This window comes from Sphingomonas phyllosphaerae FA2 (genome assembly GCF_000427645.1).
Taxonomy (GTDB): domain Bacteria; phylum Pseudomonadota; class Alphaproteobacteria; order Sphingomonadales; family Sphingomonadaceae; genus Sphingomonas; species Sphingomonas phyllosphaerae.
Window position 1 is genome coordinate 3,577,505 of the sequence record NZ_KE386571.1, and the last position, 22,077, is coordinate 3,599,581.

Here is a 22,077-nt window from a genome sequence, read left to right on the forward strand (position 1 = left end):
ATCAGTCCGCGGCCAGCACCGCCTCGATCTCCTCGATCGAAACGCCGAACACCGCCGCCAATGCCTCCGGCGTCGCGCCGCGCGCTGCGAGCGTGCGGATGCGCGACGGGTCTTTGTCGGTGGCATAATGGCGGGTGTCGCGATCGAGGCGCTGTTCGCCGGTGCGGGCGAGCGCGCCGGTGCTCTGGCGGCGGCGCGGGCGCGCGCCGCGTTCCTCGGCGAGCGTGGCGCGGCGCTGCTCCTCCTCAATGCGGCGGGCGACACGCGCTTCCTCGCGGAGCCGCGACGCCGCCTCGCGATCGATCGCGCGCTGTTCGGTGCGCGCGAGCGCGCTCGCCACCCGCTCCTGCGCGCGCCGCTCGCGCTCTTCGGCGCGGCGTGCCGCGCGTTCGTCCCAATCGTTCATCGCGCCCCTCACCGAAAGCGCGGCGTCAAAGCGCCGCGCAGCGGTCAGGTCAAGTCAGCGCACGTCCTCGACCTGATCGAGATACGCGCCATAGCCCTGCGCCTCCATCTCCTCGCGCGGCACGAAGCGCAGCGCGGCAGAGTTGATGCAGTAGCGCAAGCCGCCGCGATCACGCGGGCCGTCCTCGAACACATGCCCGAGGTGGCTGTCGGCACCCGCCGAGCGGACCTCGGTGCGGACCATGCCGTGCGTGGCGTCGTGCAGTTCGGTAACGCGCGCGGCGTCGATCGGGCGCGTGAAGCTGGGCCAGCCGCAATGCGATTCGTATTTGTCGGCCGAGGCGAACAGCGGCTCGCCCGAGACGATGTCGACATAGATGCCGGCGCGCTTGTTGCCGAGATATTCGCCGGTGCCGGGGCGCTCGGTGCCGCTCTGCTGCGTGACGTAGAATTGCTCGGGCGTCAGCTTCGCCAGTGCTTCTTCGGTCTTGGTGTATTCGGTCATGCTCGTTCCTTCGCAGCGGTGGAGCCGGGGGTTCGTCGCATAGGTAAGGAGCCGGGGCGTCGGTTTCACGGGTGCCGCGCGCGACCGGTTTATGACGGAGTGGATCGGAAACGGACCGGTTCCGAAACGGCCGCGCCTGATTAGTCGGCGAGGTGCCCACTCACGCCGAGGCGTCCGCGAGCACGTCCGCCGACAATAGACCAGCCCCGCGCTGCCCCGTTTGCGGCGGCCGGCGGGGCAATTGCCGCCATTCCTGCGGCGTCGTCGCGTTGACTGAAACGCCGCGATCCGGTCCCCTAAAGGTGCGAAATCGGGGGGAGCCGGGGGCATGTCAGGGCTGGTGGACGCTGCCGCGGCGATGATGCGCATGTCATCGCAGCGGATCGACAATGCTGCGCTCAACGTGGCGAACGTATCGACGCCGGGGTACAAGCGGCAAGTGCGCAGCAGCGCGGCGGCGAACGAGCTGTTCGACGCGACGCTGGCGCGGATGCGCGTCGACCTGCGTGACGGCAAGCTGACCGAGACGTCGCGACCGTTCGACCTGGCGATCAGCGGCGACGGCTTCTTCGCGCTGCGCGCCGGGGAGCGGATCGTCTATTCGCGGCAGGGTGCGTTCACGCTGGACCGCGACGGGCATCTGGCGAGCCCGCAAGGCTATATCCTGCAACAGCGCGGCGGCGGCGACCTGACGATCGACGCACGCGCCGCCACGGTGTCGGCGGACGGTACGGTGCTGGACGGGACGCGGCCGATCGGGCGCGTCGCGGTCGTCAGGGCGCGCGGGGCCGACGATCTGGTCGCGATCGACGGCGGCGTCTTCGCGATCGCCGAGGAAGCGGCCGAGACGATCGACACGCCGCTGGTGCGCGCGGGCGCGCTGGAGGCGTCGAACGTCTCGCTGGGCGACGAGATGGTCGGGATGATGGGCGCGATGCGCAGCGCGGAGACGGGCGCGCGGCTGATCCAGGTCTATGACGAATTGCTGGGCAAGGCGATCACCGCCTTCGGGCAGGCCGCGCGATGAGCGACGCCTTCTACGTCGGGGCGGTCGGGCTGAAGGCGCAGGAGCGCGCGCTCGACGTGATCTCGAACAACATCGCCAATGCCAACACCCCGGCGTTCAAGCGCGCCGACGTGCGCTTCGCCTCGATCATCGCGACGCGCGGCGACCCGGACGTTTCGAGCGCGACGCTGAACGATCCGTTCGCGGCGGCCGGCGTGATGGCGCAGGCCGCGGCGGCGATCGACGAAGGCGGCGATTTGCAGGCGACCGGGCACGACATGGATGTCGCGGTGCAGGGGCGCGGCTTCATCGAGTTGATGGCGCCGGGCGGGCAGACGTTGCTGTGGCGCGGCGGCGCGCTGAAGATCGGTGAGGACGGGATGCTGGCGGCGGCGGCGAACGGCTATCCGCTGAAGGCCGCGATCACCGTGCCGCAGGACGCGGGCCGCCTGACGATCGGCGGCGACGGGATGGTGCGCGCGGTGACCGGCACCGATGCTGCGCCGGTCGAGGTGGGGCAGATCATGCTGGTGACGCCCGAGGACATGGGTGCGCTCGGCGCGCTCGACGGCGGGCTGTACCGCGTGGAGGACGAGGGCCGGCTGCGCGCCGCCGCGCCGGGCGAGGACGGGACGGGCACGCTGGTGCAGGGCTCGATCGAACGCTCGAACGTCGAGATGTCGAGCGAGATGGTGCAGTTGATGCTCGTCCAGCGCGCCTATGCCGCCAATGCGCAGATCGTGCAGGCGGCGGACCAGTTGATGGCGATCGCCAACGGGCTGCGCCGGTCGTGATCGACGTGACGCCGGTGACGGTGACTCTGCCCGATGCGACGATCCGGGTGCGCGACGTGCGGCCCGAGGCGCGCGGGGCAGCGGGGGCCGTGGCGATCGCGCGGCTGCCCGCCGGGCGGGGCGAGATCGTGCTGAGCGGGGCGGCGCTCGCGGCGCTGATGCGCCGTGCGGTGCCGAGCCTGTCGGCGCGATCGGTGCGGGCGATGCGCTTTCGGCGGACGCTCGCGGCGCGGGTAACGGCACCGGCTTTCGCACCCGATAAGCCGACGGTCGCGCCGGGCGACGCGCTGACGCTGATCGCCCGGGCGGGCGTGGTGACGGTGGAGCGCCGCGTCACGGCGCTTCAGCCGGCGCGGGCCGGCGGGCGGGTGTTCGTGCGCGACGGGGCGGGGCGGGTGTTCGCTGCGCCGGTGCAGGCGGACGCGCGATGATCGCGATCCTGTGCCTGCTTGCGACGCCGCTGGCGGAGGACATCTATCGGCCGACCAACTGGTCGGCGATGGGCAGCGACCGCAAGGCGAGCGTCGCGGGCGATCTGCTGACCGTGCTCGTCTACGAAACCGCCGAATCGAGCAACGCGACGCGCAGCGATTCGAAGCGCAATACGAACGTGGGCGGGCAGATCGCGGGCGGCGGGGTCGAGGAGCGCGGCGCGCTGCAATTCGGCGGCGGGCATAGCGGCGGCGGCGCGGTGACGCGCAGCGACCGCTTGGTCGCGCAGATCACGGTCAGCGTGCAGCGCGTGCTTCCCAACGGCGACCTGTGGGTCGCGGGGCAGCAGGCGATGCGGCTGAACGGCGAGGCGTCGACGATCGGGATCGAGGGGCGCGTGCGGCCCGAGGACGTGCGCGGCGACAATCGCGTTCTGTCGTCGCGGATCGCGGATGCGCGGATCCTGTACGACGGTAAGGGCTTCGTCGCGGGCAGCGCGAAGCCGGGGCCGGTGCAGCGGCTGTTCCGCTGGCTGGGGCTCGCCTGAGCGATGGCGCGGATCGCTTCGTTCGCGCTGGCGGCGCTATTGATGGCGGCAGCCCCCGCGTCGGCGGCGCCGGTGCCGTTGAGCGGGCTGGGCCGGTTCCACGGTTGGCGCGACAATGCGCTGATCGGATACGGGCTGGTCACCGGGCTGGCGGGATCGGGCGACACGCGGCGCAACGCGGTGACGCGCCAGACCTTGCGCAACGTGTTGCAGCGGCTGGGCACCACCGTCGCCGATGACGAGATCAACAGCCGCAACGTCGCGGTGGTGATCGTCACCGCGACGCTGCCCGCCTCCGCCAATGTCGGCGACCGGCTGACGATCGCGGTGTCGTCGGTCGGGGATGCGCGCAGTCTGGCGGGGGGCACGCTGTTGATGACCCCGCTGCTAGGGCCCGACCAGCGGACCTATGCGCTGGCGCAGGGGCCGGTGCTGGCGGGCGGGTATGATTTCAAGAACGACCTGAACCGCACGCAGCGCAATTTCCCGACCACCGCGATCCTGGAGGGCGGCGCGACCGTCGAGACCGCGGTCGACGCGCAATTGCTGGGGAGTGACGGCAGCGTCGGCTTCGTGCTGAGCGAGCCGAGCTTCGAGGGCGCGGCGCGGATCGCGGCGGCGGTCAACGACCGGCTGGGCGGCGGGGTGGCGAGCGTGCGCAACGCCGACGAGGTGCGGATCGCCTTCCACGGCGACCGCGCGCAGTTCGCGGGCTTCATGGCGCGGCTGGAGCAGGTGGCGGTCGAGCCGGTGCGCGTGCCGCGCGTCGTCATCAACGAGCGCACCGGCACGATCGTGGCGGGCGGCGACGTGCGGATCAGCAGCGTCGTGATCGCGCAGGGGGACCTGAAGGTGACGATCACCGGGGAGCGCAGCGCGTCGCAACCCGGCTTCCTGAACGGGTTCGCCAGCGATTTCGACAATGTCGGCAGCCTGGTGGTGACGAACAGCAAGCTGACCGTCGAGGACCGCGCGCACAACACCGTCGTCAGCTTTCCGAACACCACGGTCGCCGATCTGGTGCAGGGGCTGTCGCGCGCGCGGGTCGATACGCGCGGCATCATCAGCGTGTTGCAGGCGATCAAGGCGGGTGGGGCGCTGCACGCCGCCATCCTGGTGCAATAGGGGAGACGAAGCGGTGGAACCGATCTCGGCGGCGTTGCTCGCCAAATCGCTCGACGGGCTGGCGAAGCGGATGGACGTGACCGCGGCGAACATCGCCAATGCGGGGTCGCGTGGCTTTCGCGCCTCGCGGGTGACGTTCGAGGACAGTCTGCGCAGCGCGGCGGCGCACGGGCCGGCGGCGATCGCCGCAGTGACGCCGCGTATCGAGGCGGCGGCGGTGGCGCGCGTCGCCGACGAGCCGCGCACCGACCTCGACCTCGATACCGCGGCGGCGACCGCCGGGCGCTATTCGGCGATGGTCGAGATCATGGCGCGCGAACTGGACATCGCGCGCACCGCGATCGCGGGAGGTCGGTGATGAGCGAGGCGATGGCGATCAGCCGGTCGGGGCTGGATGTCGAATGGCAGCGGCTCCAGATCATCGCGCAGAACCTGGCGAACATGAACACCAGCCGCACCGCGTCCGGCGCGCCGTATCGCGCGATGCGCGTGATCTCCGGGCCGGACGCGACCTTCGCGAACGCGCTGGCGCGGTCGGGCGGGGCGCGGGGCGTGAAGGTGCTGGGCGTCGAGGCGGTGCCCGGCGCGCGGCGGCGGGTGTATGATCCGACCGATCCGGCGGCGGGGGTGGACGGCTTCGTCGACCTGCCCGCGATCGATCAGGCCGGCGAGATGACGCTGCTGATCCGCGCGTCGCGTGCGTATGAGGCGAACCTCGCCGCGCTGTCGATCGAGCGGCAGATGTATGCCCGTGCGCTCGAACTGGGGCGGGCATGATGGCGCCGGTGGGCGCGATCGAGGGCGTGCTGGCGACGCCGCCGGTGCTGACGATGCTGGGCGCGCCGCCGCCGGTGGCGGCGCCGGGTGGACCGGGGTTCGCCGACCTGCTCGCCGCGGGGATGCGCGGGGTGGAGAGCAAGGTGGCGGCGGCCGATGATCTGGTGCGGCGCTTCACGCTGGAGGATGGCGTGCCGGTGCATCAGGTGACCTTCGCGCTGGCGGAGGCGCGGCTGTCGGTGGAACTGGCGATGCAGGTGCGCGGGCGGTTGCTCGACGGCTATCGCGAACTGATGACGATGCAGCTGTGAGCGACGATCCCGCCCCCGCGCGGCGGCCGTCGCCGCGGCTGATCGCGATCCTGTTCGCTTTGCTCTTCTGCGCATTGGCGATCGGCTATTTCCTGTTCCTGGGCGTCGGCTACGTGCCGGTGTTCACGCAGATGCGCCCCGGCGACGCCGCGGCGGTGGTGGCGCAGCTCGACGCCAAGGAGATCGCGTATCGGCTTGCCGACGGCGGCACCAGCGTGCTGGTGCGCGAGGATCAGGCCGATGGCGCGCGGGTGGCGGTGGCGGGATCGGACGTCGCGCTGAAGGGCGGGGTCGGGTTCGAACTGTTCAACAAGTCCGACATGGGGCTGACCGATTTCGCGCAACGCATCAACTACCAGCGTGCGTTGCAGGGCGAGCTGGAACGCTCGATCATGCTGATCGCGGAGGTGGAGAGCGCGCGCGTGCATCTGGCGGTGCCCGAACGCACAATCTTCCGCGCCGAACGCCGCAACGCCAAGGCGGCGGTGGAGCTGGTCATCAAGCCGGGACGCAGCTTCGACGTCGGGCGCGTGGCCGGGGTGCAGCAACTGGTCGCCTTTGCGGTGCCCGACCTGACCGCGGCGGACGTGGTGGTGCTGGACGGCAGCGGGCGCGTGTTGAGCGCCAGCGCGGTCGATACGCCCGACCTGTCGCCCGAGGCCGAGGAGCAGCGCAGCGTCCGTGGCTATTACCGGGCGCGGGTGCGCGCGGCGTTGACGCAGGCATTGCCGGGCGTGGAGGCCGAGGTGACGGTCGCGGCGCTGGGCGACGGCGCGGCAGGGTGGAGCGAGGGGGAAGCGCGGCGCAATTTCCGGCTGCGCGTGATCGTCGCGACGCCGGCACCGCTGAATGACGAGGATGCGGCGGTAGCGCGCGAGGCCGTCGTGCGCGCGGTGGCGCTGGACGAGGCGGCGGGCGACGAACTGGTGTTCCGGGTCGGCGTCGGGCCGTCGCCGGTGGCGGCACCGGCGGTGGAGACCGTCGCGGTGCCCGCGCCTGGTGTTGGCGCGCAGGCGAAGGCGGGGATCGACTGGACGCCGGTCGGCATCGCGCTCGGCCTGTTGCTGGTGTTCGGGGCGGGGACCGCGGCGGCGGTGCGGCGGCGTGGTGCGCGCATGCTGAACGATGCGGAGCGCGCCGCGATGGTCGCGCGGGTGCGCGCCGCGCTGGCGTCCGGCGAGGCGGCGGCCTGAGATGCTGGGTGCGCTCGTGAAGGAACTGGCGGCGCTGCCGCGCAGCGACCGGGACGCGATCATCGCGGCGCTCGATGCGTCGGAGCGTGAGCGGGTGCTGGCGGCGTTGCGCGACGATCGGTCCGAACCCGCGGCGCCCGGGCAGTATTCGGCGTGGATGACTGCGCTGATCGCGGCGGCGGGCGAAGCCGGGGAGGGCGGCATGACCGCCGAGGCGCGCGCGGCGCTGCTGGCGGTGGTGGGGCGTGCGGCGTCAGCCGGCGAGCGAACCGCGGGGCGGTCGCTGTTGCAGGCAGCTGGCAGCGCCTTCGCGCCGGGGCGTGCGCGGTGAGCGGGATCATCAAGCACGAATTGGCCGGGTTGGCGGTGGACCGGTTGCCGCGCAATATGGTGGCGGAGCGGGTCGCGGTGCGCGATCCTGCGCTGGTCGCATGGGAGGACCGCGTGGCGGCGCTCGAGGCAACGCTGGCGGCGGAGCGGCTTGCCGCCGAGCGCGCGGCGGTGACGGCGCGTGCGGCGATCGCCGAGGCGCGTCGCGCCGGGCTGGCCGAGGCGGTTGCCGACGACAAGCGGCGCGTGACGCTGCTGGCGGACGGAATCGGCAGGGCCGAGGCGGCGTGGCGCGAACGGCTGGCGGCGACCGACCGGCTGGCGGCGCAACTGGCGACGCTGGTGCTGGGGCGGATTTTCGGCGAGTGCGACGACTGGGCGGAGTTGGTCACGCGCGCGCTGACGGAGCAGGTGGCGCAGATCGGCGCGCATGCGATCGTGGCGGTGACGGTCAGCGCCGCGGACTTCGCCGACGCGGCGGGGCTGGCGGCGGCGGTCGGGCTGCCCGCAGCGACCGTGACGTGCGACGCCGCGCTGCCGGCGGGGGCGTGCCGGATCGCGCTGCGGCTGGGGCAGGTCGAGATCGATCCCTCGCGGCAATGGACGGCGTTCGAGGACGCGCTGCGCGAACTGGGTGGCGCGGCATGACGCGGCACGCGTTTCTCGATCGGCTGGCGGAGGTGCGCAGCGTGGCGGCGTTCGGGCATGTCGATGCCGTCGGTGCAGGGCATCTCCATGCCGATGGGCCGGAGTTGGCGCTGGGCACGCTCTGCACGGTCGCTGTCGGGGGTGGGCGGTCGGTGGTCGCCGAGGTGGTGGCGGCGCGTGACGATGGTATTACGCTGGTGCCGCTGGAGAGCGCGGGCGCGTTGCGGCTCGGCGCGCGGGTGACGGCGGCGGCGGACACCGGCGGCTGGCCGGTGGGCGACGGCTTTGCCGGGCGCGCGGTCGATGCCCTGGGGCGGCCGATCGATGGGGGCGGCGCGATCCTCGCCGCGTCTCGCGCGGCGCGGTGCGGCGCGGCGGCGCTCGACCGCGTCAATCCGTCGCAGGTGCTCGTCACCGGGGTGCGCGCGATCGATGGCCTGCTGACGCTGGGGGTCGGGCAGCGCGTCGGCGTGTTCGCGGCGAGCGGGGTGGGGAAGACCAGCCTCGTCGAACAGCTCGCGCGGCAGATCGAATGCGACCGCTGCATCCTGTGTCTGGTCGGCGAGCGCGGGCGCGAGGTGTCGGGTCTGTGGGAGATGACCGCTACGCGGCGCGCGCGGTTCACGCTGGTCGCGGCAACCTCGGACGAAAGCCCGGCGATGCGTGCGCGGGCGGTCGATCAGGCGCTGACGCTGGCCGAATATTGGCGCGCGAGGGGCGAGCATGTGCTGCTGTTCATCGATTCGATCACGCGGCTGGCGATGGCGTTGCGCGAGATCGGGCTGGCGGCGGGCGAGCCGCCGACGGTGCGCGCCTATACGCCGAACGTCTTCGCGGCCTTGCCACAGGTGGTGGAGCGCTGCGGCGCGGTGCGCGGGCAGGGTGCGATCACCGCGATCATGACCGTGCTGGCGGAGACCGACGACGTCGACGACCCGATCGTCGAGGTGATGAAGTCGCTGCTCGACGGGCACATCATCCTGTCGCGCACGCTGGCGGATCAGGGGCATTTTCCCGCGATCGACGTGCCGCGCAGCGTCAGCCGGCAGGCGGGGCGGCTGGCGGCGCCCGATCACGCCGCGGCGATGCGGGCGATCGTCGCGCTGCTCGCCGACCATGAGGAGAATCGGTTGATGATCGAGACGGGCGTCTATCGTGCCGGATCGAACGCGCGCATCGACCGCGCGGTGGCGGCGCGCGAGCGGCTGGCGGGGTTCCTGCGGCAAGGGGCCGACGAGGCGGTGGCGTTCGCGGCGACGGTGCAGGCCGCCAGAGCGGCCGCGGCATGACGGCGCGGGGGCAGCTCCACCGGTTGCGCGCGGTGCAGCACTTGCAGGCGGTCGCGTGCGATCTGGCGGTGCGCGATCATGCCGCCGCGGGCGAGGCGGTGGCGGCGGCGCAGACGGCGACGGCGCACGCCACGGCGGCGGCGCAGGCGGGGGCGGCGGACTGGTATCGTGCGCGGGCGGCCGGTCGCTTCGATCCGCAGCACGACCTTGCGCTAGCGGCGGCGCTGCTAACCGCGGAGGAGCGCGTTGCAGCGTGCGGGCAGGACGCGGCAGGCGCGGCGGCGGCGCTGTCGCACGCAACGGACGCTTGGCGTGACGCCGAGGGGCGGCGACGGGCCGGTGACGCCGTGGCGCGGCGGCTGCGGCAACAGGCGACGCGGGCGCAGGACGAGGCGGTCGCCGACCTGATGCTCACCCGGTTGCTGCAACGGAGGGGTGGGTGATGCGGGTAGATCAGAACATGGTCGCTGCCGGGCGCGCGGCAGGGGTCGTGCCGCCGGTCGACGGCGCGGTGGCGGACGGGCGATCGTTCGCGGACTGGCTGGCGAGTGCCGGGGCGGACGACGGGCTGAGCGACGAGGCGGAGCGGCCGTTCTCGAACGGCACGATGCGCGCGCTGGCACAGCGGTTCGATGCGGATGGCTTGCTGAAAACGGGAACGGTGCCGGCTCCGGGGGGTGCGAACGTCGAGGTGCAGGCGACGGCGGATGCCGTGCCGGTCGCGCCGGCCCCGGTCGTCGCGCCCGAGGTCGCGGCGGGTGCTGCTCCTGCGATCGATGAGTCGCCACCTTCGGCACCGATCCCGGGCGCGGGGGTGCGGGACGATCATGCCCCGGCTCCGCTCGCGACCACGCCGGTCGCCACAGCGATGCATAGCGTGCCGGTCGCGCGCGCTGGGGTGGCGACGCCGGTCGTGACGCCCCGGCCGTCGCGCTTCGCGGCGATCGCGACCGAGCCGGCGGCTGCGGTGCGGCGTGCGCGCGTGCCGGCCACGCCCGGCGTGCAGGTCACGCTGACCGATGCCGAGAACGGCGTCGCCGTCGCGATCGCCGGCGATGTCGCGCGCGAGGACGAGGCGGGGGTGCAGCAGGCGGTGCGGCGGCTGCTCGCACGGCACGGGCTGATGCTCGGCGACATGCGGTTCGTGCGTCGCGTCGGCGGCGGGCGGCAACAGGGGGAGAGATGATGCAGGCGATTTCCGCGACCACGCCGGTCGGCACCAGTGGCGCGAGCAGCGGCACCACGCAGGCGGCAGCGACCAATGCGTTCGGGCTCGGCTTCGATTCGCTGCTGAAGATCATCCTGACGCAGCTGACCTATCAGGACCCGCTGAAGCCGATGGACAATTTCCAGTTCGTCTCGCAGCTCGCGCAATTCTCGCAGATCCAGATCGGGCAGACCGGCAACGACCGGCTCGCCTCGCTGGTCGCGGCGCAGGCCACGATGCAGGCGGCCGGGCTGTTCGGGCGGACGATCGACCTGCTGGCGGACGGCGTGACGGTGAGCGGCAAGGTGACCGCGGTGGCGCTGGCATCGGGCGAGCCGAAGCTGACGATCGAGACCGACGACAAGCGCACGATCGCCGGGCTGGCGCTCGGCAGCGTCTCGCAGATCCGGTAGAGGGGAAACAATCGATGTTCGGCTCGATCTATATCGGCCTCAGCGGGCTCGCGGCCTATTCGCGCGGGCTCCAGCAGATCAGCAACAACGTCGCCAACCTGAACGCGCAGGGGTTCAAGGGCTCGACCGTCTCGTTCGAGAACGTGTTGGGCGCGAGCGGCGGATCGCGCGACGGCACCGCCACATCGGGCGGCAGCGGGGTGCGTGGCGCGGCGAGCCGGCTCGACTTCAAACAGGGCGAGTTGAAGCAGACCGACCGCGACCTGGATCTGGCGATCCAGGGCAACGGACTGCTGATGCTGCTGCGCGGGGACGAGGTTGCCTATACGCGCACCGGCAGCTTCGAGGTCGACCGGCAGGGGCGGATCGTGCTGTCGGGCACCGACTATCAACTGGCGACGCGCGATGCCTCGGGGCTGGCGAGGCCGGTATCGGTTGACCTGTCACGCACCAGCGCGCCGAAGCCGACGAGCAAGGTGACGTTCGCGGACAACCTGTCCGCCGATCTCGACACCGCCAAGCCGCTCGCGATCGGCGATATCGCGGTTTACGATTCCAGCGGCGGCAAGCATGTGTGGACCGCGACCTTCACGCGCGAGACGAGCGGCACCGGCACCGCGCGCAACTGGTCGGTCAAGGTGACCGACGACAAGGGCGCGACCGTCGATACCAAGACGCTGACGTTCAACGGCGGGATCGTCGATCCGGCGACCGCGAAGCTCGACTTCACCGACGCCGGATCGGGCGCGACGGCGAGCTTCGACTTTTCGAGCGGGGTGACGTCGTTCGCGGGCGGATCGGTGTCGACGCTGCGGGTCGCGTCGTCGGACGGATACGGGACGGGCACCTACACGACGTTGGGCATCAACGCCGCGGGCGAGATCGAGATCGGCTATTCCAATGCGCAGAAGCAGGCGTTGGGCAAGGTGGCGATCGTCGACTTCCGCAACACCGCCGATTTGCAGCAGCGCGCGGGCGGGTTGTTCGGCGCGGCGTCCGATGCGACGCGCGAGGTGCTCGCCAGCGGCGATCCGCGCGTCGGCACGATCCAGTCGCGGCGGCTGGAGGCGTCGAACGTCGACCTGACGCTGGAATTCTCCGACCTGATCCTGGTCCAGCGCGGTTTTCAGGCATCGTCGCAGATCATCAGCGTGTCGAACGAGATGATCCAGCAATTGTTCGGCATCCGCGGGCAGGGCTGACGATGACGATCGCATATGAGCCCTGGCTGCCGGCGGCGGCGATCGCGCGCGCGGTGGACGAGCTGCCGGTGCGGCGCGTGGTCGGCGACTGGGCGGCGGCGTGGTTCGTCGGCGTGGCGCCGACGGTGCGCCCCGCCAGCGGGCCGGTCGAGACGCTGGCATCGGGAACGCCGTGGGTGAGCGAGGGCGTCGCGCTGGTGGTCGGTGCGGACGCCGAGGCGGTGCTAGCCGAGCTGATCTTCGGGGCGGTGCCGGCGGACGCGACCGCGGGCGATCGGACGACGATCGCGTCGGTGGTCGCGGCGTGTCTCGCCGATCTCCGCGCGCGGCTGGCGAAGGTGGTCGGCGCGGCGGCGTGGCGAACGGGCGAGGTCGCGCCGGCGCGGCGCTGGCAATGGCGCGTCGATGCCGCGCGCGCCGCGGTTCTCCATGTCGCGGTCGAGGAAGCGGCGATCGTGCGACGCGTGCGCGCGGCGCTGCCCGAGGTCGACGGCGTACCGCTCGTCGCGCTGGCCGATGCAATGGCGTCGCAGCGCGTCGACGTGGCGGCGCTGGTCGGTCGCTCGCGGGTGACCACCGTCGAGCTGACGCAACTGGCGGGCGGCGACGTCGTGGTGCTCGACCGCGCGCTCGACGCGCCCGCGCCGCTGGCGATCGACGGCGTCGCCGGACCGCTGCGCTGCGCGATCGTCGAGCATGACGATCATCTGACCCTGACCCTTGTCGATCGAGAGACGCCGTGACCGCACCGACCGAAACGAATGATGCCATGGCGCGGACGCTGGCCGCGCGGATGATCGACCATGTCGAGGTCGAGCTGGAGGCGTTCGTCGGCGCGGCGCGGATGACCGTCGCCGAACTGGCGGCGCTCGCGCCGCTGGCGGTGGTCGCGCTGGAGGCGCCGCTCAATCGCGCGGTCGAGCTGCGGCTGAACGGCGCGGCGGTGGCGCGTGGCGAGCTGGTCGCGGTCGGCGACCGGTTCGGGGTGCGGCTGACCGAGATCGCGCCGTGATCTGGGTGGCAGCCGCCGCGGCGACGCGGCTGGGCGGCGGTGGTGCGCCCGACATCCCGGTCGCGCGGATCGTGCTGGCGTTCCTGCTGTGCATCGCCGTCGCGGGGCTGGCAATCCTGTTGTTGCGGCAGCGCGGCGCGCCGCTCGCATGGCGACGGATCGGCGAGGCGCGCGGCGCGATCGAGATCGGCGAGGTCCGCCGCCTGACGCTCCACGCCGACATCGGGGTCGTGCGGCATGCCGGGCGCGAATATCTGCTGCTCGTGCAAGCCGGCGCGGCGTCGGTTCTGCATGAGCGCGACGTCGACGAGGGGCCGGCGGCATGACCGCGGCGACGATGGCGATGACCGCGCTCGACATGCCGGCGGGCACGTCGGACGTGATGCGCACGACGATCATGCTGACGATGCTGGCGATCCTGCCGGCGGTGCTGATCAGCATGAGCAGCTTCGTGCGGATCGTCATCACGCTGTCGATGGTGCGCCATGCGTTCGGGATGCCCGAGACGCCGCCCAATCCGGTGCTGGTCAGCCTCGCGCTGTTTCTCACCGCTTTCTCGATGACGCCGACGCTGACCGCGCTCAACGACCGCGCGGTGCAGCCGTTTCTGGCGCGGCAGATCGACCTGCGCGACGCTTATGTGCGCGGATCGGCACCCTTGCGCGACTTCATGCTGGCGCAGACGCGGGACAGCGACATCGCCGCGATCTATGCCGTCGCGCATGTCCCGGTGCCCGCGCGGCCCGAACAGGTCGAGCTGCTGAAGCTGGCGCCCGCGTTCATCATGAACGAGCTGCGCGTGTCGTTCACGATCGGCTTCGTCATCCTGCTGCCGTTCCTGCTGATCGATCTGGTCATCTCGGCGATCCTGCTGGCGCTGGGGATGATGATGGTGCCGCCCGCGACGATCTCGCTACCGATCAAGCTGTTGATGTTCGTGCTGATCGACGGCTGGAGCCTCGTCATCCAGGGCGTGCTCGGCAGTTTCCGGTGAAGCGACCGCGCGCGACCGGGCTGGACGTGGTGCTCGATCCGCAGCGCGCGGAGGCGTCGCTGTGGCGGCGCGCGCGGTTCGAGGCGGACGTCGGATCGCGCGAGACGTTGTTCAACCGCTACCTGCTGCTCGCGCGGTCGGTGGCGGCGCGGCATTTCCGGCGGCGGCGCGCGGTGGAGCGCGGCGATCTGGAGCAACTCGCCTATGAGGGGCTGTTGCAGGCGATCGATCGCTTCGATCCGCTGCAGGGCGTGCCGTTCGGCGCCTATGCGCGGCCGCGGATCGCGGGCAATGTCGCCGACGGCGCGACGCGGATGACCGAGATCGAGGCGCAATTGAGCCGCCGCTACCGGATGCAGCAGGAACGGCTGCGGACGTTGAAGATCGACGGCGGCGGGGACGCGTTGACCACGCTCGCGGATCTGGTCGTCGATCTGGCGATCGGGTTGATGCTGGAGGGGACGGGGATGCTGGCCGACGAGGATGACGCGGACGCGCGGCCCGGAGCCTATGAAGGGCTGGCGTGGCGGCAGACGCAGGCGGCGCTGGCGGCGGCGCTGGACCGGCTGCCGCAGGGCGAGCAGACCGTGATCCGCCAGCATTATCAAACGGGCATGAGCTTCGCGCATATCGCAGAGCTGCTGCGGTTGAGCCGCGGGCGCGTCTCGCAATTGCATCGCAGCGCGGTCGAGCGGCTGCGGCGCTGGTTGCGGCACCATCGAGGATGAAGGGAATGACGTTGCTGAGCGATGCGCGAATGCAGGAAGTGGTCGACGCAGTGGCGGCGTCCGACGATGCCGATCTGGCGATCGTCGACCGCGGGCTGACCGAGGCACCCGACGATCCGCGGCTGCACTTCCTGCGCGGGTCGGTGCTGGCCGGGATCGGGCGGCCGATCGAGGCGCTGGCCTCGCTGAAGCAGGCGGTGGCGCTCGCGCCCGATTTCACGATCGCGCGGTTCCAGCTCGGCTTCTTCCAGCTGACCTCGGGCGAGGCCGCGGAGGCGTTGTCGACCTGGGGGCCGCTCGCGCTGTTGCCCGAGGACCATTATCTGCGGCTGTTCGTCGGCGGGCTGACCTATCTGATCCGCGATGAATTCGTGCCCGCGGTGGCGGATCTGCGGCGCGGGATGGCGGCGAACGTCGAAAACCCGCCGCTCAACCGCGACATCCAGTTGATCGTCGACCGCGTGATCGACATTCCCGCACCCGTCGCAGCGACCACGGAGGCGAGTTCCGCGACCAGCCTGCTGCTGGGGCAGTTCGGCAGCGGGCGGGTGCATTGACGTGACGACGATCGGGATCACCGACCGCGTCCTGCTGATCCTGCGCGAGCGGTTGCGGCGGAGCGAGCACGCGACGACGCGCGGCACCGCACCGGTGGGGGAGCGCGCCGCATCGCCGCACGAGCGGATGGAAGCGCTGGCGGCGATCCGCGACCTGCCCGACCGCGATTTCCGCCGCGCGGTGGTGCGCGGGCTGCTCGGCGAGCAACTGGGGGAGGCGCTCGCCGCCGACCCGGCGTTCGATGCGATGAGTGCGGAGGTGTTGCGGATCGTCGAGGGATCGGACGAGGCGCGCGCGGTGCTCGACCGAGCGGTGGAGGAGTTGCGGGGGCGGTAGGCTTACTCCCCACCGTCCCCCCTGCGCAGGCAGGGGCCCATGTCTTTCGAATGTGTCGGGACGATCGACACATAAGCCATCCTCATCGTGTCAGATGATCCGCGGCACGACGCAGACATAGGCCCCTGCCTGCGCAGGGGCGACGACATTTGGTGGCGAATGCCGCGCGCCATTCGGGGCGCACGATCGCCAGCAGCGCCGGGGTGACCGGCACTGTCATCTCGTACATCCCCTCGGCATAGGATCCTGCGACATATTGGCCTGCGACCAGCCCGATGCGGTCGATGGCGCGGCGGTCGGTCGAGCCGAGCAGCACCGTCAGGTCGAAGATCGGCGGGCAGGGGAAGATGTCGTCGCTGCCCGGATCGCTCCCCAGCCGCCTGCGCCGCTCGCCCTTCAGCCACACGCACCAAGCCGGCCCCAGCACGCGCTGCATCGCCGCGGGCGATTCGAACATCGCCCGCGGGTCGACCCGCCGCGCTTTCGCCTTGTCCCACACCAGCGGCTCCCGCGCGGTGTTGCCGTGCGCGCCGCCGGTGAAGCGATAGGTTTCGCCCGACAGGCTCAGTAGCCGCGGGGTTTCGGTGACGACTTTCCACTCGCGGTTCGCACTGTCCCTGCGGAACGGATAGCCTTCCTTGAGCGCGTCGCGGCGACTGGCCGCCGCCATCTTCGCGGTGCGCGTCCGCAGCCACGCCCGGTCCTCCTCCAGCCAGCGGCGCAAGGGGGCGATCCGCGCCGCAGCGTCGGGGTAGATGTACGAGAAATCGAGCGTGGCGGTCTTTGCCGCGACCTTCGTCTGCGCCGTCGCCGTCGCCGCCAAGGCCAGCAAGATCAACCCCATCAACCGCCGCATGACATCCCTCGCCAAAGTCGTGCCGCTTCCATATGGCAGCGGACATGAACCGACGCCATCTTACCGCCACGCTGGCGGCGCTCGCCGGCCTTGCGACGACGCTGCCCGCGGGTGCCGACGCGCTGATCGACAACGTCAACGGCCTGACGCTCAACCGCGACCGGCAGGTGGTGCGCTTCAAGGCGATGGTGATCGACGCGCAAGGACGGGTCGTCCGCCTGATCGCCCCCGACGAACAACCGCCCAAGCCGACCAAGAAGAACCCCGGCCCGCGCTACGACTGGCGTGCGGACATGAAGGGGCGCGTGCTGGTGCCCGGGATGATCGACGCGCACGGCCATGTCATCGAACTGGGGCTGGCGGCGCTGACGCTCGACCTGTCCGACACGCGCTCGCTCGACGAGGCCAAGGCGAAGATCGCCGACTACGCGCGCGCCAACCCGGACCGGCAGTGGATCATCGGGCGCGGCTGGAACCAGGAAGTGTGGAAGCTCGGCCGCTTCCCGACCGCCGCCGATCTCGACGCAGTGGTCGGCGACCGCCCGGTGTGGCTGGCGCGCGCCGATGGCCATGCCGGCTGGGCGAACAGCGCCGCGCTCAAGCTGGCCGGCGTCACCGCCGCGACGCAGGCCCCCGCGGGCGGGCGCGTCGAGAAGCCACTCGGCGTGCTGATCGATCGCGCCAAGGAACTGGTCGAGCGCGTCGTGCCCAAGGTCAGCCCCAAGGACCGGACCGCCGCCTTCCTCAAGGCGCAGCAGATCCTGCTCGGTTACGGCGTCACCGCGGTCGCCGACATGGGGACCAGCGTCGACGACTGGATGACCTATCGCCGGATGGGGGACATCAACGCGCTGCGCGTCCGCATCATGTCCTATGGGCTTGGCATCGACACTGCGGTGACGATCGGCGGCACCGGCCCGACGCCGTGGCTGTACGACGACCGGCTGCGGCTGGAGGGGGTCAAGCTCTACGCCGACGGGGCGCTCGGATCGCGCGGCGCGTGGCTGAAGGCCGATTATGCCGATGCGCCGGGGCAGCGCGGGCTCGGCTTCCTCGCCGACGACCAGTTGCAGAACATCATGAGCCGCGCCGCGATGGACGGCTATCAGGTCGCGGTCCATGCGATCGGCGACCGCGCCGACAAACAGGTGCTCGACGCGATCGCCGAACTGTCGGAGACGTACAAGGGCGACCGCCGCTGGCGGATCGAACATGCGCAAATCGTCGATCCGGTCGATATGGCGGCATTCGGCAAATACCATATCGTCGCCTCGATGCAGCCGACGCACCAGACCAGCGACCGCCTGATGGCCGAGGCGCGGCTGGGGCAGGCGCGGCTGGCGGGCGCCTATGCGTGGAAGACGCTGCTCGACGACGGCGCGACCTTGGCGTTCGGGTCCGACGTTCCGGTCGAGAAGCCCGACCCATGGGCGGGTTGGGCGGCGGCATTCACGCGCACCGATGCCGATGGTCAGCCGGTCGGCGGCTGGCACCCCGAACAGGCGGTGTCGCGCGAACAGGCGTGGTGGGCCTATACCGGCGGCGCGAGCTATGCCGGGTTCGCCGAGCAGAAGTTCGGCACGCTCGCCCCCGGACAGCGCGCCGACTTCCTGTTGCTCGATCGCGATCCGATGACCGCGACGCCGGCCGACCTGCGCCAGACGAAAGTGCTGGAGACGTGGATCGGTGGGACGAAGGCGTGGGAGCGTAAATAGGCCGCGCCGACCTGCGCCTTATGTCGCCCCCACACGCCACGCCGCCCCACACGCTACGTCGCCCCGGCCTTGAGCCGGGGCCCCGCTTCTTCTTCTGTGCGCCACGCCAGAGCATGAGCCGTCGAAGCTGAAGCCCCATCCCGGCGAATGCCGGGGCCCAGTTGAGGGACGCTGACGATGCGCGTTGCGCTTCGTCTGCGTGACCTTGCGACCTGGACCCCGGCGCTCGCCGGGGTGGTGGTGGGTGCGGTTCGGGCCGGTTGATCACACACTCAGGAAGCGGGGCCCCGGATCAAGTCCGGGGCGACGGCGGTGGTGCGGCGTCGCCCGATCACGTCCGTGGCGACGGCGATAGGGCCCGTGTGCCCCGCTCAGAACTCCGACCAATCCTCCTGCACCGCCACCGCCGCGCTGCCCCGGCTGCGTGCGGTGGCAGCGATCCGGGCGCCGGCCTGTGCCGCGCGCGCTTGCATCTGGTGGACCGGCGACGCGGTCGGCGCGGCATAACCCGCAGCGCCCGTCGCCAGCCGGAACCGGCCGACCTCGCGCGCCATCACGTCGGTTTCCTCGACCAGACTGCGCGCTGCAGCGGTGGCTTCCTCGACCATCGCGGCATTCTGCTGCGTCACCCCGTCCATCTCGGACACGGCGGTATTGACTTGCTGAAGCCCCGTCGCCTGCTGCTCGGCAGCGGAGGCGATGCTGCCGACCAGCGTGCTGATCTCGCCGATCCGCGACGTGATCCGCTGCAACGCCGCGCCGGCCTCGGCGACCAGCCCGACGCCCAGATCGACCTGCTCGGTGGAGGCGGTGATCTTGGTCTTCACGTCCTTGGCGGCGTCGGCGGAGCGCTGCGCCAGCGCGCGCACTTCGCTTGCGACCACCGCAAAGCCCTTGCCCGCGTCGCCCGCGCGCGCCGCCTCGACGCCGGCGTTCAGCGCCAGCAAATTGGTCTGGAACGCGATGCCGTCGATCACCGCGATGATCTCGCTGATCTCGCTCGACGAGCGTTCGATGCCGTTCATCGCCTCGACCGCGCGGCGGACGACGTCGCCCGATGCTTCGGCGTCGCGGCGCGTCTCGACCACCACCGCGTCGGCGCGCGTCGCGGTTTCGGCGGTTTCCTTCACCGTCGTCGTGATCTCGTGCATCGCCGCGGCGGTTTCCTCCAGCGAGGCGGCCTGCTGCTCGGTGCGCTGCGACAGATCGTCGGACGCCTGGCGGATGTCGTTGGCGCCGTTGGTGATGCCCGTCGCGCTGCTCGTCACCGCGGCCATCGCCGCCGATACCGCGGCCATTGCCTCGTTGAAGTCGGTCTTCAGCTTGGCGAAGGGCCCGGTCAGCTCGGCATCGATCCGCGCGGTCAGATCACCCTGCGCCAGCGCGCTCAGCCCGCGGCCGATATTGTCGACGATCAGCGCCGTCTGTTCTGCCTTGGCGCGTTCGGCGGCGGCCAGCTGGTTGCGGAACTGCACCATCACCTTGGCGAGCTGCCCGACCTCGTCGGCGCGTTCGTCCACCGCGACCTGCGCGTTCAGATCGCCGCCGGCCAGCTTGCCGAGCGCCTCGGTCATCGCCTTGATGGGGGTCGCGATCCCGCGGATCAGCGCGAGCAGCAGGAACCCGGCGAGCGCCAGCGCCGCGACGACCAGCCCGAGCGACAGCACGCGCGACAGCGAGTAGAGCGAGCGCGCCTCACCCATTTCCTTGTCCATCAACGCCACTTGAATGTCCTGGGACGTCGAGGCTTCGTTGTTGGCGCGATCGAACAACGGCTGACTGGCACGGAACGCCTGGGTCGCCTCTTCATTGCGATTGGCGGCGCCAAGCTGACGCGTGACCTCCGAGCGTGCGATGAACGCTGTCCATAGCTGCCGGAACCGCGCCAGCGACGTGCGCGCCTTCGGATTGGTCACCGCTTTGTCGAGGAAGGTGAGGTTCTTGTCGATCAGCGCCAATTGCGCGGTGGCGGCTTGGTCCGCTTCGCGGATCTTGCCGGGTTCGAGCGACAGGATCACCGTCGCCTCGGCGATCCGGTAGTCCGAGGTCGCTGTGTTGACGGTCGCGATCGCCACCAGCTTGTCTCGGCGTTCCTTGCCAAGCACTTCGGTCGAGTGGTTCAGCCTGCCCTGCGTCCAAAGCGACATGCCGGCGATCGTCACGACCACCAGCGCCAGAATACCGAATGCGAGCAAGAGTTTGCGGCCAATCGCAAGATTTTTCATTACCACGGCCTCTACCGAATCGAAATTGATCGGGCCAAGTGATACTTGGGCAATGCTTGAGATCGCGTTAAGTTAGGTGCGAACCGGCCCTATATGACGCGGTAGGGCACGATGCCGCGCACGTCGGCCTCGACCGCGATCGCGCGATCGGTCGGCGGAAAGGCACGCTGGTCGCAATCGGTGCGCGGGCAGAGGCGGCAGCTGATCCCGATCGGGGTCGCGGCGCGCAGGTCGACCGCATCGGCATAGACGAAGTCGGCGGCATGGGTCGCCTCGCACCCCAATGCCACCGCATAGCGACGCGGAGCGCGCGCGAAGCGGCCCGACGGCTTCACCAGCCCCTTCGCCATCGAGACATAACGAACCCCATCTGGCGTCTCGGCATGCTGCACCAGAATACGGTCGGGGATCGCGACCGCTTCATGGACGTGCCACAGCGGGCAGGCACCCCCGAAGCGCGCGAATTGCAGCCGCGTCGCCGAATGGCGCTTGGTGATGTTGCCCGCCATGTCGACGCGACAGAAATAGAAGGGGATGCCCGCCGCGCCGGGCCGCTGGAGCGTCGAGAGCCGGTGGCACGCCTGTTCGAAGCTGGTCCCGAAATGTCGCGACAACCGGTCGATGTCGTGGCGCAGCGCGCGCGCGGCCTCGCGGAAAGCCTGATAGGGCATCAGCATCGCCCCCGCCGCGTAATTGGCAAGCCCGATCGCGAGCAGCCGGCGCGCCTCCGGTTGCGCCAGTCCCGAGGCAGCGACGATCGCCGCGATCGGCGCGGCGAAGGCCAGCGCGGCGATGCGATGCGCGATCAGGAAACGGCGGCTTTCCGGCGGCAGCGCGGCGTTGAGGCGCAGCACTGCGCCGTCGAACCGCGCCAGCGGCGCATCCTCGCGTGCCTCCGACAGTAGCGTTACGCCATGCGCCGCGAGCGCCGCGTCGATCGGGGTCGTCTCATGCGCCCGTGCCCAGTCTTCGGCGGCGCGATCGAGCGGGTCGATGTAATTGCCCGCCTCGTGGAACCAGTCGCGCACCGCCTCCCACGGCAGGCGCGCGCCGACTCCGGCGGTCAGCGCTTCCTCGGCGAGCGCGACGCGTTCCTCAGCGGCGCGCTTGGCGGCGTGGAGCGCGATCAACCGGTCGGCGAGCGCCGGGCGTTCCTCCGCCAGTCGCGCGACCTCCTCGGGCGGTAGCGGCGCGACCGCCGGATCGGCCAGCGCCTCGCGTAGCGCCACCAGCCGCCGCGCCGGGATCGCGCCTTCGATGTCGGCCAGTGCGGCGGGGAAATGTTGCGCCAGCGCCGCGCTCACCGCGGCGGTCAGCGGGCGCTCGTCGCTTTCGAGCTGCGAGAGATAACTGACCGACAGCCCGAGCCGCGCCGCCATCGCCCGCTGGTTGAGCTGCGCCGCCCCCCGCAACGCGCGCAGCTGCGCCCCGGCATAAAGCCGCGCCTTCACCTCCCGTCGCCCCGCCGC

At 71.2% G+C, this 22,077-nt stretch carries 29 protein-coding genes; 24 read left to right on the forward strand and 5 right to left on the reverse strand.

Translation table 11 applies throughout. The features are described from left to right. Position 1 precedes the first annotated feature (1 nt). Together SPHPH_RS0117285 and msrB are read right to left on the reverse strand one after the other, a co-directional pair. The gene (locus tag SPHPH_RS0117285; RefSeq protein WP_051273108.1) at positions 2-406 is read right to left on the reverse strand and encodes a hypothetical protein; all 405 of its coding nucleotides are present in this window, start codon (positions 404-406) and stop codon (positions 2-4) included. Between the two features lie 54 nt (positions 407-460). Continuing rightward, positions 461-910 (reverse strand): peptide-methionine (R)-S-oxide reductase MsrB, encoded by a 450-nt coding sequence (gene msrB, locus SPHPH_RS0117290; RefSeq protein ID WP_028967825.1) that lies wholly within the window; start codon positions 908-910, stop codon positions 461-463. 328 nt (positions 911-1,238) lie between these two features. Between msrB and SPHPH_RS0117295 the strand changes: the two genes are divergently transcribed. Genes SPHPH_RS0117295 through SPHPH_RS0117405 form a run of 23 tightly spaced genes read left to right on the forward strand, consistent with a single transcriptional unit; the run spans position 1,239 to position 15,812 of the window. Next, positions 1,239-1,937, forward strand: coding sequence for a flagellar hook-basal body protein (locus tag SPHPH_RS0117295; protein WP_028967826.1), 699 nt, complete (start codon positions 1,239-1,241; stop codon positions 1,935-1,937). Then, complete coding sequence (locus SPHPH_RS0117300; RefSeq protein ID WP_028967827.1) at positions 1,934-2,710, forward strand: flagellar hook-basal body protein; 777 nt, start codon at positions 1,934-1,936, stop codon at positions 2,708-2,710. Before SPHPH_RS0117295 ends, SPHPH_RS0117300 begins: the two co-directional genes overlap by 4 nt. Further along, entirely contained in the window at positions 2,707-3,141 is a 435-nt protein-coding gene (locus SPHPH_RS0117305) for a hypothetical protein (RefSeq protein WP_028967828.1), read from the forward strand. The genes SPHPH_RS0117300 and SPHPH_RS0117305 overlap by 4 nt, the downstream gene beginning before the upstream one ends. Further along, a complete protein-coding gene (locus SPHPH_RS0117310; RefSeq protein ID WP_028967829.1) occupies positions 3,138-3,689 on the forward strand; it encodes a flagellar basal body L-ring protein FlgH in 552 nt (183 codons plus the stop codon). The genes SPHPH_RS0117305 and SPHPH_RS0117310 overlap by 4 nt, the downstream gene beginning before the upstream one ends. A gap of 3 nt (positions 3,690-3,692) precedes the next feature. Next, complete coding sequence (locus SPHPH_RS0117315; protein WP_028967830.1) at positions 3,693-4,814, forward strand: flagellar basal body P-ring protein FlgI; 1,122 nt, start codon at positions 3,693-3,695, stop codon at positions 4,812-4,814. A 13-nt stretch (positions 4,815-4,827) separates the two neighbouring features. Then, positions 4,828-5,172 (forward strand): flagellar basal body rod protein FlgB, encoded by a 345-nt coding sequence (locus SPHPH_RS20120; RefSeq protein WP_051273111.1) that lies wholly within the window; start codon positions 4,828-4,830, stop codon positions 5,170-5,172. Next, positions 5,172-5,591 carry a flagellar basal body rod protein FlgC gene (flgC, locus tag SPHPH_RS0117325; protein WP_028967831.1) on the forward strand — a complete coding sequence of 140 codons (420 nt, stop codon included), beginning with the start codon at positions 5,172-5,174 and terminating at the stop codon, positions 5,589-5,591. The genes SPHPH_RS20120 and flgC overlap by 1 nt, the downstream gene beginning before the upstream one ends. Beyond that, on the forward strand, positions 5,588-5,902 hold the full coding sequence (gene fliE / locus SPHPH_RS20125; protein ID WP_081668679.1) for a flagellar hook-basal body complex protein FliE: 315 nt from the start codon (positions 5,588-5,590) through the stop codon (positions 5,900-5,902). The genes flgC and fliE overlap by 4 nt, the downstream gene beginning before the upstream one ends. Beyond that, on the forward strand, positions 5,899-7,095 hold the full coding sequence (fliF, locus tag SPHPH_RS20595) for a flagellar basal-body MS-ring/collar protein FliF (protein ID WP_028967832.1): 1,197 nt from the start codon (positions 5,899-5,901) through the stop codon (positions 7,093-7,095). The genes fliE and fliF overlap by 4 nt, the downstream gene beginning before the upstream one ends. Before the next feature lies 1 nt (position 7,096). Continuing rightward, positions 7,097-7,426 carry a hypothetical protein gene (locus tag SPHPH_RS0117340; RefSeq protein ID WP_156026084.1) on the forward strand — a complete coding sequence of 110 codons (330 nt, stop codon included), beginning with the start codon at positions 7,097-7,099 and terminating at the stop codon, positions 7,424-7,426. After that, positions 7,423-8,073 carry a hypothetical protein gene (locus SPHPH_RS0117345; protein WP_028967834.1) on the forward strand — a complete coding sequence of 217 codons (651 nt, stop codon included), beginning with the start codon at positions 7,423-7,425 and terminating at the stop codon, positions 8,071-8,073. The genes SPHPH_RS0117340 and SPHPH_RS0117345 overlap by 4 nt, the downstream gene beginning before the upstream one ends. Further along, positions 8,070-9,362, forward strand: a complete 1,293-nt coding sequence (locus SPHPH_RS0117350) for a FliI/YscN family ATPase (protein ID WP_028967835.1) — start codon at positions 8,070-8,072, stop codon at positions 9,360-9,362. The genes SPHPH_RS0117345 and SPHPH_RS0117350 overlap by 4 nt, the downstream gene beginning before the upstream one ends. Next, positions 9,359-9,805, forward strand: coding sequence for a hypothetical protein (locus SPHPH_RS20135; protein ID WP_037488794.1), 447 nt, complete (start codon positions 9,359-9,361; stop codon positions 9,803-9,805). Before SPHPH_RS0117350 ends, SPHPH_RS20135 begins: the two co-directional genes overlap by 4 nt. Continuing rightward, positions 9,802-10,548 carry a hypothetical protein gene (locus SPHPH_RS0117360; RefSeq protein WP_156026085.1) on the forward strand — a complete coding sequence of 249 codons (747 nt, stop codon included), beginning with the start codon at positions 9,802-9,804 and terminating at the stop codon, positions 10,546-10,548. The genes SPHPH_RS20135 and SPHPH_RS0117360 overlap by 4 nt, the downstream gene beginning before the upstream one ends. Further along, the gene (locus SPHPH_RS20140) at positions 10,548-10,982 is read left to right on the forward strand and encodes a flagellar hook assembly protein FlgD (protein WP_037489874.1); all 435 of its coding nucleotides are present in this window, start codon (positions 10,548-10,550) and stop codon (positions 10,980-10,982) included. The genes SPHPH_RS0117360 and SPHPH_RS20140 overlap by 1 nt, the downstream gene beginning before the upstream one ends. Before the next feature lie 14 nt (positions 10,983-10,996). Then, positions 10,997-12,184, forward strand: coding sequence for a flagellar hook protein FlgE (locus SPHPH_RS0117370; protein WP_028967837.1), 1,188 nt, complete (start codon positions 10,997-10,999; stop codon positions 12,182-12,184). Positions 12,185-12,186: 2 nt separating this feature from the next. Beyond that, the gene (locus tag SPHPH_RS0117375; RefSeq protein ID WP_028967838.1) at positions 12,187-12,927 is read left to right on the forward strand and encodes a FliM/FliN family flagellar motor C-terminal domain-containing protein; all 741 of its coding nucleotides are present in this window, start codon (positions 12,187-12,189) and stop codon (positions 12,925-12,927) included. A gap of 26 nt (positions 12,928-12,953) precedes the next feature. Beyond that, positions 12,954-13,196, forward strand: a complete 243-nt coding sequence (locus tag SPHPH_RS0117380; RefSeq protein WP_028967839.1) for a FliM/FliN family flagellar motor switch protein — start codon at positions 12,954-12,956, stop codon at positions 13,194-13,196. Further along, positions 13,193-13,522 carry a hypothetical protein gene (locus SPHPH_RS0117385; protein WP_028967840.1) on the forward strand — a complete coding sequence of 110 codons (330 nt, stop codon included), beginning with the start codon at positions 13,193-13,195 and terminating at the stop codon, positions 13,520-13,522. Before SPHPH_RS0117380 ends, SPHPH_RS0117385 begins: the two co-directional genes overlap by 4 nt. Beyond that, positions 13,519-14,190, forward strand: coding sequence for a flagellar type III secretion system pore protein FliP (fliP, locus tag SPHPH_RS0117390; RefSeq protein ID WP_081668680.1), 672 nt, complete (start codon positions 13,519-13,521; stop codon positions 14,188-14,190). The genes SPHPH_RS0117385 and fliP overlap by 4 nt, the downstream gene beginning before the upstream one ends. After that, positions 14,187-14,918, forward strand: coding sequence for a sigma-70 family RNA polymerase sigma factor (locus SPHPH_RS20145; protein ID WP_051273112.1), 732 nt, complete (start codon positions 14,187-14,189; stop codon positions 14,916-14,918). The genes fliP and SPHPH_RS20145 overlap by 4 nt, the downstream gene beginning before the upstream one ends. A gap of 5 nt (positions 14,919-14,923) precedes the next feature. Beyond that, a complete protein-coding gene (locus tag SPHPH_RS20150) occupies positions 14,924-15,475 on the forward strand; it encodes a hypothetical protein (RefSeq protein WP_051273113.1) in 552 nt (183 codons plus the stop codon). A 1-nt stretch (position 15,476) separates the two neighbouring features. Beyond that, positions 15,477-15,812 carry a hypothetical protein gene (locus SPHPH_RS0117405; protein ID WP_028967842.1) on the forward strand — a complete coding sequence of 112 codons (336 nt, stop codon included), beginning with the start codon at positions 15,477-15,479 and terminating at the stop codon, positions 15,810-15,812. An 82-nt stretch (positions 15,813-15,894) separates the two neighbouring features. Here SPHPH_RS0117405 and SPHPH_RS20155 read toward each other — a convergent pair whose 3' ends face one another. Then, positions 15,895-16,656 carry a DUF4163 domain-containing protein gene (locus SPHPH_RS20155; protein WP_238303177.1) on the reverse strand — a complete coding sequence of 254 codons (762 nt, stop codon included), beginning with the start codon at positions 16,654-16,656 and terminating at the stop codon, positions 15,895-15,897. 56 nt (positions 16,657-16,712) lie between these two features. Here SPHPH_RS20155 and SPHPH_RS0117415 point away from each other — a divergent pair, with 56 nt between their 5' ends. Then, a complete protein-coding gene (locus tag SPHPH_RS0117415) occupies positions 16,713-18,383 on the forward strand; it encodes an amidohydrolase (protein WP_028967843.1) in 1,671 nt (556 codons plus the stop codon). A gap of 371 nt (positions 18,384-18,754) precedes the next feature. On the opposite strand, the gene SPHPH_RS0117420 is transcribed toward SPHPH_RS0117415, so the two are convergent. Beyond that, complete coding sequence (locus SPHPH_RS0117420; RefSeq protein ID WP_037488796.1) at positions 18,755-20,608, reverse strand: methyl-accepting chemotaxis protein; 1,854 nt, start codon at positions 20,606-20,608, stop codon at positions 18,755-18,757. Positions 20,609-20,697: 89 nt separating this feature from the next. Beyond that, positions 20,698-22,059, reverse strand: coding sequence for a helix-turn-helix domain-containing protein (locus tag SPHPH_RS0117425; protein WP_028967845.1), 1,362 nt, complete (start codon positions 22,057-22,059; stop codon positions 20,698-20,700). Between the last annotated feature and the right edge of the window lie 18 nt (positions 22,060-22,077).